Genomic DNA, 12,808 nt, shown 5'->3' with positions numbered 1-12,808 from the left:
CAATCGCGCCTACAAACAGAAAATGTGCATTCTTGCAGAACACTAATCCATGTTCTTAATGGGCAGCGTTCAAACGCCAGACAGGAGTTTTACATGCGTGCCATCGGTTTTTACACGCCTCAGCCCATCACCTCGGAGACGGCACTGGTTGACCTCGACCTGCCGATGCCGCAAGCGTCCGGCCACGACCTTCTGGTCCAGATCAAGGCCATCTCGGTCAATCCCGTCGACACGAAGGTCCGCAAAAACCAGACGCCGCCAGCGGGCGAAGCCCGTGTTCTCGGTTATGATGCGGCGGGTGTGGTCACGGCCGTCGGCCCGGAGGTGACGCTTTTCAAACCGGGTGACGAGGTCTACTACGCCGGCGCGATCAATCGTCCGGGTACCAATGCCGAATACCACCTCGTGGACGAACGCATCGTCGGCCTTAAGCCGAAGACGCTCTCCTTTGCACAAGCCGCGGCCCTGCCGCTGACCGCCATCACCGCCTATGAAGCGCTGTTCGACAGGCTGAAAGTGAGTGATCCGGTCCTCGGTGCCGGACGGTCGATCATGATCACAGGCGGTGCCGGTGGCGTCGGCTCGATTGCCATCCAGCTTGCCAAGGAGCTGACAGACCTTGCCGTCATCGCCACGGCCTCCCGGCCCGAAACCGCGGACTGGGCGAAGTCGCTCGGCGCCGATCACGTTATCGACCACAGCAAGCCACTTGCCCAGGAATATGCCGCACTTGGCATCGACCCGCCGGGTTTCATCTTCTCGGTGACCCATAGCGGCCAGCATCGACTGGCGATGGCTGAGATCATCGCACCGATGGGCCGCATCTGCCTGATCGACGACTTCCCCGAAGGCTTCGACATCCTGGCCTTCAAGCAGAAGGTCGTGTCGCTGCACTGGGAGTTCATGTTCTCCCGGCCGGTCTTCCAGACGCCTGACATGATCGAGCAGCATAAGCTCTTGACGCAAGTTGCCGAACTCATCGACGCGGGCAAGATCCGCACGACGCTCGATACCGTGCTCGGGCCGATCACGGCAGAAAACCTGCGCGAGGCGCACAGGCTGATCGAGAGCAACCGCACGCGCGGCAAGATCGTGCTGGAGGGTTTTCCGGCCTGAGCGAGTCCTTAGCGGCCGCCGTATCTGCGGCGGCCGGATCCTACGCGATCAGGTGCGAACCGGGAGCTTCAGCGGCCCGCCGGTCTTGACGCTCCTGATGGCAAAATTCGACCGGATGTCGGTCACGTTGGGCAAGACGAGCAACTTCTCCGTCAGCAAGGTCTCGTAAGCCGAGAGATTTTCGACGACGACTTCCGCCAGGAAATCGGACTCGCCCGAAATCATGTAACAGGCAACGACTTCGGGAATGTCGAGCAAGGCCTCGTGCAGCGCATCGGCATTCTCGCGCGTGTGGCGCGCCACCTTGAAGGCGACGAAGACCGTGAGTTCGAGCCCGAGCATCCGACGGTCAAGATCGGCACGGTAGCCGCGAATGATGCCGCTTTCCTCCATCAGCCTGATCCGTCTCAAGCAAGGCGATTGCGAAAGGCCCACCCTCTCGGCAATCTCGACATTGGCGGTGCGCGCATCGGCCTGAAGCAGATCGAGGATTGCATGGTCGAACTTGTCGAGCTTTGGCATGAATTTCACTCATGAGCGCGCTTTGGAGCAGAATCTGCCAATTAGCTAGCCCGTCGAGATGCATTACGCAAGGACACACCGTATCGGCATCGCTAGAATGGATGCAATCCAAGCAATCCGGAGCAAAGAGATGTCTGCCGTCGGCACCACTCCCCTTCCCGGCTCCGGCCGCTCAGCGCTGGGTGCATTGTCGGCGCTGTCCGTCGTGCTCATCTGGGCCTCATGGCTCGTCTCCACGCGCCATAGCGTCGGCGCCGGGCTTGGCCCCCTCGACCTCAGTCTTCTGCGTTATGGCATTCCGGCGCTCGTGCTGGCGCCGGTCTGGTGGCGTACCGGGTTGTTTCCCAAGGGGGCCATGGGGCCACTCTGCCTGATGATTCTCGGCTCCGGCGCGCCCTTCTTTCAGATCGTTGCCTTTGGCATGCGCCATACACCCGCCTCCGCGGCCGGCGTGCTGCTGCCGGGGCTGATGCCGCTTGCGGTCGCCGTCATCGGGATGGCTTTCCTCGGCGAACGACCCGACAGATGGCGCAAGGCAGGCATGGTTGCGATCCTTGCGGGCGGCGGCATCCTGCTTGCGGGCAATCTGGGCGCCGACGGGCTCGGCTGGATCAGCTTTACCATCCTGCCCATCGGCGCGACGCTTTGGGCCGTTTATACCCATGCCTTCCGTCGCAGCGGTCTCGACGCCTTCGAGGGCGCCGCGCTGATCTGCGTCTGGTCGACCATCCTCAATCTTGCCGCACTGCCCTTTGTCGGCACGCAGTTCCTGACGGCACCTTTGGGGGAAATCGCGCTGCAATCCGTCACGCAGGGCCTGCTGTCCGGACTCGTCGCGACATTACTTTACGGGACGGCGGTTCGTTCGCTTGGCGGAACCCAGGCTGCCGCCTATACGGCGATCACACCCGTTGCGGCGGCGATTGGCGGTGCCGTGCTGCTTGCGGAGCCGCTCGGCATTTCGATCCTGGTTGCGGCCGTCGTCACCGGGCTCGGCGTGCTGCTATCGACCGGCCTCTTGTCCCGACGCCTGCCCGCAGGCTGACGGCCGGGATCAGGCAGCGGAGCGCATGATGGCGGCACTGCCGGTCGGGCTCTCACTCGGCTTCAGCGCCGCATCCTCGACCGCCACGAGGTTCTCCTGGCCCCAGCGGCCGATCGCCTGAAGCACCGGCTCAAGGCTGCGCCCGAGCGGGGTCAGGGAATAATCCACACGCGGCGGCACGACCGGATAGACGGTGCGGGCGACGAGACCGGCGACCTCCATGTCGCGCAACTGCTTGGACAACATGCGATGGGTAATCGATGGCAGGCGCTTCACCAGTTCGTTGAAGCGCAACACTTCGTCTTTGAGGAGATGGTGGAGGATCACGCCCTTCCATTTGCCGTCGAGCAGCTGCAGGGTCGCCTCGATCTGGCAACCACCGAGGTCCGACGAGCCGGCGTTCGTATCGCGAGCCATTCAAAATCCCTTCTCAAATCGTCGACGCAGCGGTACCCGGCGCGTCTGTTCCCACTTAGTCCTGATCGGTCGGCGAAAAAAGCCTCCGGCCGACCGGAAGTGGTCGACACAGCGTCAACAGGACATTCGACGCATAGGCGCGCCGAAAAGTTTCACTGCGGGGAGATTGGGGCGAAGGCTTGGAGCCTCAAGTGCGATGGCAGACTCGTGACTGCGTGTGACAAGACAGGGCCAATCGATCACAGCAAAGTGGCGCCGGTCCAGGAACCAGCGCCACAATAAAGACAGGAAAGTCGAAGCGCCGGTCAGGCCTGAATCACCACGACCTTGCTGCCGACATCGACGCGCGCATAGAGATCGATCACGTCGTGGTTCATCATGCGCACACACCCCGAGGACATGGCTTGGCCGATCGACCATGGCTGGTTGGTGCCATGAATGCGGAACATGGTGTCGTTGCCGCCCCGATAGAGATACATGGCGCGCGCGCCGAGGGGATTGTTCGGGCCGCCGGGCACGCCGCCTGCATATTTCAGGTTCCGCTCGGGATCACGGCGGATCATATTGGGGGTCGGCGTCCAGCTCGGCCATTCAGCCTTGCGGCCGATATAGGCGTTGCCGGAAAGGGCAAGGCCCGCACGCCCGACGCCGATGCCGTAGCGCATGGCCCGACCGTTGCCCATCACATGGTAGAGCCTGCGCTCGGGCGTATTGACGACGATTGTTCCTGGAGCGTGCGGCGTCTCGTATGCCACTTCCTGACGTCGGAGCTCGGGCTTGATCTTCTCGATCGGCACCTTTTTCAGCGGAAACGGCTCGTCCGGCACGTCGCCATACAGGGCCTGCTGATTGGGAACGGACTGGCAGCCGGCGATGAAGAGCGGCAGGCCAAACAGGAGACCGCGGCGGGAAATGGTCATGTTTCAGGCGTCCTCGGGATTACGATTCGTTGCCGAGGAGCCTAGGAATTTATGGTTAATGACGGGTTAAATGTGAAGGTGCCTGTTAAGATCGATGGCGAAGATGGGGCGGAGGCTGGTGGCGACACAGCCCCGCAAAGCAAAAAAGGGCGGCCTCTCGACCGCCCTTTCAATCCTCACATGTTCGGATAGACCGGCCCTTCGCCGCCAATTTGCCAGCGGCGGTCCGTGCGGGCCTGCCTCCCGAACATTTACATGTTCGGATAGACCGGCCCTTCGCCGCCTTGTGGCGGCACCCAGTTGATATTCTGGTTCGGGTCCTTGATGTCGCAGGTCTTGCAGTGGACGCAGTTCTGGGCGTTGATGACGAAGGTTTCCTCGCCGTCCTTTTCCACCCATTCATAGACGCCCGCCGGACAGTAACGGGTCGACGGACCGGCATAGACGCCGAGTTCGGAGCGCTTCTGCAGGTCCATATCCCTAACCTTGAGATGGACCGGCTGGTCTTCCTCGTGATTGGTGTTGGAGAGGAACACGGAAGAGAGGCGGTCGAAGGTCAACACACCATCCGGCTTCGGATAGGTGATCGGCTTGTGGTCTGCCGCCGGCTCCAGGGACTCCGCATCGGTCTTGCCGTGCTTCAGCGTGCCGAAGAAGGAGAAGCCGAGGAGCTGGTTCATCCACATGTCGATGCCGCCAAGGCCAACGCCGAGTGCCGTGCCGAGCTTCGACCAGAGCGGCTTGACGTTGCGTACGCGCTTCAGGTCCTTGCCGATATCGGTCGAGCGCCATTCGTTCTCGATCTCGATCGGCTCGTCATTGGCGCGACCCGCGGCAATTGCGTCCGCGATCTTCTCGGCCGCCAGCATGCCGGAGAGCACGGCGTTATGGCTGCCCTTGATGCGGGGAACGTTGACGAGACCGGCGGAACAGCCGATCAGCGCGCCGCCGGGGAAGGAGAGCTTCGGCACCGACTGGTAACCGCCTTCGGTAATGGCGCGGGCGCCATAGGACAGACGCTTGCCGCCTTCGAAGGTCTTGGCGATCGCCGGATGCGTCTTGAAGCGCTGGAACTCCTCGAAGGGGTAGAGATAGGGGTTCTTGTAGTTCAGGTGCACGACGAAGCCGACGGCGACCATGTTGTCTTCGAGGTGATAGAGGAACGAGCCGCCACCGGTCTTCATGCCGAGCGGCCAACCGAAGGAGTGCTGCACGAGACCCGGCTTGTGGTGCTCGGGCTTGACCTGCCAGAGCTCTTTCAGACCAATGCCGAACTTCTGCACGTCGCTTTCGCGCGAGAGATCATACTTGGCGATCAGCTGCTTGGCGAGCGAACCGCGCACGCCTTCGGAGATCAGCACATATTTGCCGAGCAGTTCCATGCCGCGGGTATAGGCCGGGCCTGGCTCGCCGTTCTTCTCGATACCCATGTCGCCGGTCGCAACGCCGATGACGGCGCCCTCGTCGTTGTAAAGCACTTCGGCTGCGGCAAAGCCCGGATAGATCTCGACGCCGAGCGCTTCTGCATGAGCGCCCAGCCAACGACAGACATTGCCGAGCGAGACGATGTAATTACCGTGATTGTTCATCAGCGGCGGCATCAGCATATTGGGAAGGCGTATTGAGCCGGCCGGTCCGAGGAAGAGGAACTGGTCGTCGGTGACTTCCGTCTTGAATGGGTGATCGGCTTCCTCACGCCAGCCGGGGATCAGCCGGTCAATGCCTACAGGATCGACCACGGCACCGGAGAGAATGTGCGCGCCGACTTCCGCACCCTTTTCGAGCACGACAACGGTCAGATCCGGATTGACCTGTTTCAGACGGATCGCTGCCGATAAACCTGCAGGGCCTGCGCCCACGATCACGACGTCGAATTCCATGCTTTCGCGTTCAGGCAGTTCCATCTCGGTGCTCATCTGTCATTCCTCGCCAGGCGGTGCGTTCCGCCCTCCTCCTTGACAAAACCCAACCAGATTGTCGAGCCGAAGCGCGACGCGCCGAGGCGCAAATTCCGGCAGGGCGGTGTGAAGCAGAAGAATATCTTACGTGAACGTAAGGGTCAATGCGACGGTATCGCCGCGGTCACGCTGCTCATCGTTGGCGGCACCTCGCTTGTCACCAACGAAAAGTGCCGCAGTGTGTTCCGCCTGCGTCAAATCTCGTCGCAGGCCAAAATCTGCCTTTGAACGCTTCCGCGCTTTGTCGCAGTCTCACGACACACGTCAGCGGGGGACAAGACGACATGGCACTCACATATGGTTTCATCGGGCTCGGGCATCTTGGCCGTCATCTCGCCGGTAGCCTGGTTCGGGCAGGCTTTGCCGTCGTGGTCAACGATCTCGATCCCGACAATGCCAAGGAGTTGGTGGCCGCCGGCGCCCGGTTTGCAGCCGATCCTCAAAGTGTGGCCGAAATCGCGGATGCCGTCATCACCTGCCTGCCCTCGCCCAAGGTCAGCGAACGGGTGCTGACCGGCGAGCGCGGCATTCTGAAAGGTCTGAAGCCCGGCGCCACCTGGATCGAAATGAGCACGCTCGACGAACAGGAGGTCCTGCGTCTCGGCAAGATCGCAGCCGATGCCGGCGTGCGCATGCTCGAAGCGCCCGTCACCGGCGGCGTGCATCTGGCAGCCTCCGGAGAGATCACCGTCATCATTGGCGGCGACGAAGACCTTTACGATCAGCACCTGCCGGCCTTCCAGGCGATGGGCAAGCGGATCTTCCGCGCCGGTCCGCTCGGCAAGGCGGCCGTGATCAAGGTGATCACCAACATGCTCGCCTTCATCCACCTGATCGCGACCGGCGAGGCGCTGATGCTGGCGAAGAAGGGGGGCATCGACCTGACGGATGCCTTCAACATCATCAAGGCCTCCTCCGGCAACAGCTTCGTGCACGAGACGGAAGGCCAGGTCATCCTGAACGGCAGCTACAATATCAATTTCACCATGGACCTCGCGGTGAAGGATCTCGGCTTCGCGCTCGGCTTCGGTCGCGAATTCGGCGTGCCGCTCGATCTTGCCTCCCATGCGATGCAGACCTTTATTCGCGCCCGCTCGGCCTATGGCGGCGACGCCTGGTCGTCGCAGGTCGTGAAACTTCTCGAAGACGCCACCGGCACCGATCTGCGGGCACCCGGCTTCCCGGCCGAGCTCTGAGAGGGACCCCACAGATCAGGAATGTCGACAGGGTGACTTGCGACGACCGGCGTTTCCGGCGAAGAAGCCGCGAACAGTTCAGGTTTGCTTCATGTCTTCGCATCCGACCCTCTCGCCGCTCGATCTCACCTCGGCACTTGACGGCCTGCATCCGGACCTCCGGATCCTCGGTCCCGAGGCACTGATCGGTCGCCATCCCGGAGAAGATCCGGCGAACCTCGATGCCGGCGTGATGGTGCAGCCCGCATCGACGGAGGCGGTCGCGGCACTCGTATCCTGGTGCAGGGCAAACCGCGTTGCCATCGTGCCGCAGGGTGGGGTCAGCGGGCTTGTCGGCGGCAGCGTTTCCCATGCGGGTGAAATCATCCTGTCCAGCGCCCGGCTCAACCGGGTGCTCGCCATTCATCCGGACGAGGAAACGGTCGAAGTGGAGGCAGGCGTCACGCTTGAAGCCCTGCAAGCGGCACTGGAACCGCATGGGCTGACCACGGGCATCGATCTCGGCTCGCGTGGTTCGGCAACGATCGGGGGAATGGCTGCGACCAATGCCGGCGGCATCCTCGCCTTCCGCAATGGCGTGATGCGCCATCAGATTCTCGGCCTCGAAGCCGTCCTGCCCTCGGGCGAGATCTTCTCGGACCTGACCAGGGTGGTGAAGGTCTCGGCGGGGCCGGATCTGAAGCAGCTGCTGATCGGCAGCGAAGGCGCCTTCGGTTTCGTCACGCGGCTCGTGCTGAAGGTCGAGCCGATCCGCCCGCATCGTGCCGTGGCGCTCCTCGGCGTACCCGATGCGAGCCGCGGGTTGCGGGTTGCCGCGCGGCTGCGGCGCCATGGGGCACTCCAGTTGGAAGCCGCCGAGATGATGTGGCCACGGTATGTGCGCGATCACGCAGCGCTGAAGCGCTTCGACCTGTCCTGGCTGGAAAACGATGCGCCGGTGCTGCTGCTGGAAGTCTCAGGCGAGACGGCAGAGGCTGCAACAACGCTTCTCGAGGCAGAACTCGCCGAGATCTGGGAGGAGGCCGAACTTCAGGGCGGGATCGTCGCCCAGTCCTCCGATCAGGCGCGCCGCTTCTGGGATATGCGCGAGGATTCGGGCTTCTACTTCGCCGCATTTCCGAATGCGCCATCCTTCGACGTTTCGATGCCACCCTCTGCCCTGGACGACTATGTTGCCGGACTGACTGATCGTCTCAACGCGATCGGCGATGGCCTCGAAGCCTATGTCTACGGGCATATTGCCGACGGCAACCTGCATATCGCGATCGCCGCTGCCGGACCCCTGCCCTTCGACCGGAAGACGGCCGTCGAGGCAGCGGTCTATGATGGCATCCGCACCTCGGGCGGCAGCTTCTCCGCCGAACACGGTGTTGGCCTCGAAAAGCATGCCGCCTATCTCACCCATGTCGATCCGGTGAAACAGGCGCTTGCGCGTCAGATCAAGGCCATGCTCGACCCCGACACCCTGTTCAATCCGGGCAAGGTGCCGTTCTGAATCCGGTTGATCCGCAGATCGTCGGGGTTTCGATCGCGATCAGGCACCGATAGACTGTCAACAAACACATCGCATCCATGGGAGGATACACAATGGATCTCGGTATTTCCGGCAAACGCGCCCTCGTGCTCGCCGCCTCGCGCGGTCTTGGCCTCGGCATCGCCAAGGCGCTCGCAGCGGAAGGATGCCATGTCCTCATCTGCGGTCGCACAGAAGAAAAACTGAAAGCCAATGTCGAGGCGATCAGGGCTGCTGGCGGCAAGGCGGATTATGTGGTCGCCGACCTCGCCGATGCGCATTTCGTCGACCAGATGCTGCATGCGGTTCACCACACGCTCGGCGGCATCGACATCCTCGTCAACAATACCGGTGGGCCGACGCCCGGCACCGTCGAGGACATGGATGCCGAGAAGCTCTACAACTTCTTCCAGTCCATGGTGGTTCGCGTCATCACGCTCACCAATGCACTGGCCCCCCTCATGAAGACGCAAGGCTTCGGACGCATCCTCACCGTCGCCTCGTCGGGCGTCTTCGAGCCGATCCCGAACCTCGCCCTTTCCAACACGCTGCGCGGCGCGCTTGTCGGTTGGAACAAAACGCTGTCGGCAGAGCTTGCCTCCTATGGCGTCACCGCCAACATGATCCTGCCAGGCCGCATCCATACCGACCGCATCGACGAACTCGATGGCGCCAATGCCAAGAAGCAGGGCAAGTCGCTGGACGAAGTGCGCGCGGCATCGGTCAAGTCGATCCCGGCCCAAAGGCTCGGCCGCGTCGAAGAGTTCGCCGCCGCCGCTGCCTTCCTCTGCTCTAGCCCTGCGAGCTACATCACCGGCACCATGCTGCGCGTCGATGGCGGGGCGGCGAAATCGATCTGAGCACACCGATGACCGGCATCAAATTCGCATTCGCTAAAATGAGAGCGATCGACTGAACGGGTTGGAAATCTCTTGGGTTTACTCAAACGAGAGAAACCTGGGAGATGAGAGTTCCCGTGATGACAGATGCCGGACATGAAGACCGGATGCTGCTGGCGCTTGATCCCGCAGCTTTCGTGACCGAACCCGAACCGATCGTCGAAGAGCGCGCGCGCGTGCCGCGCTCTCGCAATGCCAGTTACGGCCGGATCATCGACCACTTCCTGACAAAGCTCGAAGGCTTCAACGATGAGCTCGATCTGGAGGCCGCGCCGATGGCAGCGCGCCTCTATCAGGACGTCTGACATCCCCCTGAATATCCGGGGTATTTGACACAAACTGCATAAACGAAAGCGACGGTCGGTCAAGAGACTGCTTGTATTAGGGGTGCCGACGATACACTCCAACCCCATGGACCATCATGCTCGCCCCCATACTTTTCGGTTCCGGCTCGTCCGGAACCACGACCCGTCCGTCGTCTGGCACGACATCGGGCTCGACCTCTTCACCGCCACCCTCCGAAACCACTCAGCCATCCTATCAGGAGCCGGAAGCGGCAGCGCCCGGTGATATCGACGACGGCACCTATCAACCGGCTCCGTCCGAAGAAACGGGCGAACCATCACCTGCGGTCGATGAGGGCAGCGGCGCTCCTGAAGAGGTGACCGCCGAGACGCCACCAGCCCAGACGGAAGCCGACGCGGAACCTACACCGGTTGGCGAGGAGCCGGCCTCTTCCGAGACCGAACTGCAGGCTGCGCCTGAAGACACTTCCGTTTCCAACGACACGGCCGTCGCCGATGAGGCAGTCGCAGAAGAAGCAGCGACTGGCCCCGAAGAAACGGACGCGGACGCTTTTGATCCGGCACCGCCGGCCAACGAGGCCGATACAGGCGCCGAAGTAAGCCCCACCGCGACCACGCCTTCACCCATTGCGAGCGACCGCCCGGTCACGTCGGCCCCGGCGAGCGAGCGTATGTCGGCAGAAGACGCGATCGAGGCCGCAGCACTGGCGGAGTATCGCGGGAAGCGGGTCAGCCCTGAAGGCGCGGTAAGCGACTTCGCTCAACAGGTGACCACCCTGATCGACCAGAGCCTGAACAGGGCGCGCGAGCGGGCATTGGAAGTCTCGCAGGCCCGCATCATCGCCGGGCTGCTTTCGGGTGCAGAGACCTCGGAACCACCTGCGACCTCTGCTCTTGCTGCAGGTGCCGAGCGCCAGCCTGTCGACGTCGCCGAAGCGATCCGGGCCTATCGACAGGCCTGAATGCGGCCATCGGACGATCTAAAGGGCCCACCCGCCGGTGGGCCCTCACCGTTTCTGGATGGTTTCAGCGACGGCGCAACATCACCAGACCGGCGACGCCCGCAAGAGCGAGAATGGCGCCGTACATGATCCAGGGGCTCTGATCGATCATGAAACTCGACGCCGGATAGGGAAAGTGACCCGAGCCCTGCCCGATCCACACGAAGCCCATCAGGATGGCGAGAGCGGCGAAGCAATGCAGGGCGATGCGCATGGGTGACATCTGTCGATCTCCAGGGTGAGGCCGACCATAGACCCAGGCGCCAACAACCGCTAGAGGGGCCCACTTCGCACGGACCATCGATGCGATAGATCGTGTTAGCGCACCCACTTGGGCGGCCACTTGCGCTCCGATCACGGACGTCACAAAAAGGTCGCTTGCCCTTACCCGCCCCATGTGGCATCAGGCGCCCTCTTTCATGCCTCGACATAGCCGACCACAGTCGGCCCGCCGGCTCTCACAGACATCCGACACACGAAACAAGGGAGCGATCGCCATGGCTGAAGCGCTTGGGCTCGATTTCGGCACGACCAATACCGTGATCGCCGTTGCGGAAAGCAGCGAGGCGACGCATTCGGTCGCCTACACCTCGCTGGCGGGAACCTCCGACAGCATGCGCACCGCACTCTCCTTCCTCAAGGATCGACAGCTCGGAGCGGGCGCGCTGAAGGTCGAGGCCGGCCAGGCTGCGATCCGTGCCTTCATCGACAATCCTGGCGACTGTCGCTTCCTGCAGTCGATCAAGACCTTTGCGGCTTCCGCCCTCTTCCAGGGCACGCTGGTGCATGCGAGGCGCTTCCAGTTCGAAGACCTGATGGAGGTTTTCCTGAAGCGCCTGCAGGCCTATGCGGGCGATGGCTGGCCGGGCGAGGCCAAGCGTCTCGTCGCCGGACGTCCAGTCCATTTCGCCGGCGCCAGCCCCGATCCGGCGCTCGCCGTCACCCGCTACAACGAGGCGCTGACAAGGCTCGGCTTTCCCGAGATCCACTATGTCTATGAACCAGTTGCGGCCGCCTTCTACTTTGCCCGCATGCTCAAGCGTGACGCGACGGTTCTCGTCGCCGACTTCGGCGGCGGTACGACCGACTTCTCACTGATCCGCTTCTCGACCGAAGCCGGCAAGCTCAGCGCCACGCCGATCGGCCAGTCCGGTGTCGGCATTGCCGGCGACCAGTTCGATGCCCGCATCATCGACCAGCTCGTGGCGCCCGAAATCGGCAAAGGCAGCCAGTTCAAAAGCTTCGGCAAGCTGCTCGACGTGCCCAGCAACTACTATCTCGCCTTTTCGCGCTGGAACCAGCTCTCGGTCTTCAAGACCCTGAAGGAATTCACCGACCTCAAGTCGCTGGTGCGCCAGGCGGAAGAGCCGGAAAAGCTCGAACTCTTCATCGACCTGATCGATCACGACGAAGGCTACCCGCTCTATCAGGCGGTCTCGGCCACCAAGATGGCCCTGTCTTCGGCGGAGGAAGCCGATTTCCGCTTCGCACCGCTCGGCAAGGCCGGCGAGAAACGCGTGACCCGCCGCGAGTTCGAAAGCTGGATCGCCGACGACCTCACCCGTATGGAAGAGGCTCTCGACGAGGTGCTGGTCAAGAGCAACACCGAGGCCGGCACGATCGACAAGGTCTTCCTCACCGGTGGCACATCCTTCGTGCCGGCCGTCCGCGACATCTTCCACCGCCGCTTCGACGCCTCCCGCATCGAAACCGGTGGCGAGCTGGTGTCGATCGCCCATGGTCTGGCCTTGATCGGCGAGCGGGACGATATCGAACAGTGGGTGGCTTGAACCGGTCTAGCTAGCCCCCTGCGGTCGCAAGCTGGATCCCCCCTCATCCTGAGGCGCCTGCAGAGCAGGCCTCGAAGGATCGAGGCCTCCCAGAAAATCAACCGCCCTCGTCCTTCGAGGGTCGCA

At 62.6% G+C, this 12,808-nt stretch carries 14 protein-coding genes; 9 read left to right on the top strand and 5 right to left on the bottom strand.

The window, feature by feature from the left end:
• The first annotated feature begins 93 nt into the window (after window positions 1–93).
• Window positions 94–1,116, top strand: a complete 1,023-nt coding sequence (locus QWE_RS16665; protein ID WP_006727332.1) for a zinc-binding alcohol dehydrogenase family protein — start codon at window positions 94–96, stop codon at window positions 1,114–1,116.
• Between the two features lie 48 nt (window positions 1,117–1,164).
• Here QWE_RS16665 and QWE_RS16660 read toward each other — a convergent pair whose 3' ends face one another.
• Window positions 1,165–1,638 carry an Lrp/AsnC family transcriptional regulator gene (locus QWE_RS16660; RefSeq protein ID WP_006727331.1) on the bottom strand — a complete coding sequence of 158 codons (474 nt, stop codon included), beginning with the start codon at window positions 1,636–1,638 and terminating at the stop codon, window positions 1,165–1,167.
• 130 nt (window positions 1,639–1,768) lie between these two features.
• Between QWE_RS16660 and QWE_RS16655 the strand changes: the two genes are divergently transcribed.
• Window positions 1,769–2,683: a DMT family transporter gene (locus QWE_RS16655; RefSeq protein WP_040300554.1), complete on the top strand. Its 915-nt coding sequence runs from the start codon at window positions 1,769–1,771 to the stop codon at window positions 2,681–2,683.
• Window positions 2,684–2,692: 9 nt separating this feature from the next.
• Here the strand turns inward: QWE_RS16655 and QWE_RS16650 are convergent, their stop codons facing one another.
• The 3 genes from QWE_RS16650 to QWE_RS16640 form a co-directional block, all read right to left on the bottom strand.
• Window positions 2,693–3,100: a winged helix-turn-helix transcriptional regulator gene (locus QWE_RS16650; protein WP_006727329.1), complete on the bottom strand. Its 408-nt coding sequence runs from the start codon at window positions 3,098–3,100 to the stop codon at window positions 2,693–2,695.
• Window positions 3,101–3,405: 305 nt separating this feature from the next.
• Window positions 3,406–4,020, bottom strand: a complete 615-nt coding sequence (locus tag QWE_RS16645) for a L,D-transpeptidase (RefSeq protein WP_006727328.1) — start codon at window positions 4,018–4,020, stop codon at window positions 3,406–3,408.
• A 251-nt stretch (window positions 4,021–4,271) separates the two neighbouring features.
• Window positions 4,272–5,936 (bottom strand): electron transfer flavoprotein-ubiquinone oxidoreductase, encoded by a 1,665-nt coding sequence (locus tag QWE_RS16640; RefSeq protein ID WP_006727327.1) that lies wholly within the window; start codon window positions 5,934–5,936, stop codon window positions 4,272–4,274.
• A gap of 39 nt (window positions 5,937–5,975) precedes the next feature.
• Between QWE_RS16640 and QWE_RS16635 the strand changes: the two genes are divergently transcribed.
• The 6 genes from QWE_RS16635 to QWE_RS16610 all read left to right on the top strand — a co-directional run bounded on the left by QWE_RS16635 (window position 5,976) and on the right by QWE_RS16610 (window position 10,853).
• On the top strand, window positions 5,976–6,206 hold the full coding sequence (locus QWE_RS16635; RefSeq protein ID WP_006727326.1) for a hypothetical protein: 231 nt from the start codon (window positions 5,976–5,978) through the stop codon (window positions 6,204–6,206).
• A 56-nt stretch (window positions 6,207–6,262) separates the two neighbouring features.
• Complete coding sequence (locus tag QWE_RS16630) at window positions 6,263–7,174, top strand: NAD(P)-dependent oxidoreductase (protein WP_006727325.1); 912 nt, start codon at window positions 6,263–6,265, stop codon at window positions 7,172–7,174.
• A gap of 91 nt (window positions 7,175–7,265) precedes the next feature.
• Window positions 7,266–8,669, top strand: coding sequence for an FAD-binding oxidoreductase (locus QWE_RS16625; protein WP_006727324.1), 1,404 nt, complete (start codon window positions 7,266–7,268; stop codon window positions 8,667–8,669).
• A gap of 92 nt (window positions 8,670–8,761) precedes the next feature.
• Window positions 8,762–9,547: an SDR family oxidoreductase gene (locus QWE_RS16620; protein ID WP_006727323.1), complete on the top strand. Its 786-nt coding sequence runs from the start codon at window positions 8,762–8,764 to the stop codon at window positions 9,545–9,547.
• A gap of 119 nt (window positions 9,548–9,666) precedes the next feature.
• Window positions 9,667–9,891 (top strand): hypothetical protein, encoded by a 225-nt coding sequence (locus tag QWE_RS16615; protein WP_006727322.1) that lies wholly within the window; start codon window positions 9,667–9,669, stop codon window positions 9,889–9,891.
• Between the two features lie 116 nt (window positions 9,892–10,007).
• Entirely contained in the window at window positions 10,008–10,853 is an 846-nt protein-coding gene (locus QWE_RS16610) for a hypothetical protein (protein WP_006727321.1), read from the top strand.
• 64 nt (window positions 10,854–10,917) lie between these two features.
• On the opposite strand, the gene QWE_RS16605 is transcribed toward QWE_RS16610, so the two are convergent.
• A complete protein-coding gene (locus QWE_RS16605; protein ID WP_006727320.1) occupies window positions 10,918–11,106 on the bottom strand; it encodes a hypothetical protein in 189 nt (62 codons plus the stop codon).
• Window positions 11,107–11,389: 283 nt separating this feature from the next.
• Between QWE_RS16605 and QWE_RS16600 the strand changes: the two genes are divergently transcribed.
• Complete coding sequence (locus tag QWE_RS16600; RefSeq protein ID WP_006727319.1) at window positions 11,390–12,682, top strand: Hsp70 family protein; 1,293 nt, start codon at window positions 11,390–11,392, stop codon at window positions 12,680–12,682.
• Window positions 12,683–12,808: the final 126 nt, after the last annotated feature.

It is taken from the genome of Agrobacterium albertimagni AOL15 (genome assembly GCF_000300855.1).
Classification (GTDB): Bacteria; Pseudomonadota; Alphaproteobacteria; order Rhizobiales; family Rhizobiaceae; genus Allorhizobium; species Allorhizobium albertimagni.
Note: the sequence above shows the minus strand (reverse complement) of the source record. Positions and strands in the feature narration are given on the sequence as shown.

Excerpts from the sequence above, each read along its gene's own strand:
- QWE_RS16610 (WP_006727321.1), top strand. The coding sequence starts at position 10,008 with ATGCTCGCCCCCATACTTTTCGGTTCCGGCTCGTCCGGAACCACGACC.
- QWE_RS16620 (WP_006727323.1), top strand. The coding sequence starts at position 8,762 with ATGGATCTCGGTATTTCCGGCAAACGCGCCCTCGTGCTCGCCGCCTCG.
- QWE_RS16640 (WP_006727327.1), bottom strand. The coding sequence starts at position 5,936 with ATGAGCACCGAGATGGAACTGCCTGAACGCGAAAGCATGGAATTCGAC.
- QWE_RS16630 (WP_006727325.1), top strand. The coding sequence starts at position 6,263 with ATGGCACTCACATATGGTTTCATCGGGCTCGGGCATCTTGGCCGTCAT.
- QWE_RS16660 (WP_006727331.1), bottom strand. The coding sequence starts at position 1,638 with ATGCCAAAGCTCGACAAGTTCGACCATGCAATCCTCGATCTGCTTCAG.
- QWE_RS16625 (WP_006727324.1), top strand. The coding sequence starts at position 7,266 with ATGTCTTCGCATCCGACCCTCTCGCCGCTCGATCTCACCTCGGCACTT.
- QWE_RS16650 (WP_006727329.1), bottom strand. The coding sequence starts at position 3,100 with ATGGCTCGCGATACGAACGCCGGCTCGTCGGACCTCGGTGGTTGCCAG.
- QWE_RS16655 (WP_040300554.1), top strand. The coding sequence starts at position 1,769 with ATGTCTGCCGTCGGCACCACTCCCCTTCCCGGCTCCGGCCGCTCAGCG.
- QWE_RS16600 (WP_006727319.1), top strand. The coding sequence starts at position 11,390 with ATGGCTGAAGCGCTTGGGCTCGATTTCGGCACGACCAATACCGTGATC.
- QWE_RS16615 (WP_006727322.1), top strand. The coding sequence starts at position 9,667 with ATGACAGATGCCGGACATGAAGACCGGATGCTGCTGGCGCTTGATCCC.
- QWE_RS16665 (WP_006727332.1), top strand. The coding sequence starts at position 94 with ATGCGTGCCATCGGTTTTTACACGCCTCAGCCCATCACCTCGGAGACG.
- QWE_RS16605 (WP_006727320.1), bottom strand. The coding sequence starts at position 11,106 with ATGCGCATCGCCCTGCATTGCTTCGCCGCTCTCGCCATCCTGATGGGC.
- QWE_RS16645 (WP_006727328.1), bottom strand. The coding sequence starts at position 4,020 with ATGACCATTTCCCGCCGCGGTCTCCTGTTTGGCCTGCCGCTCTTCATC.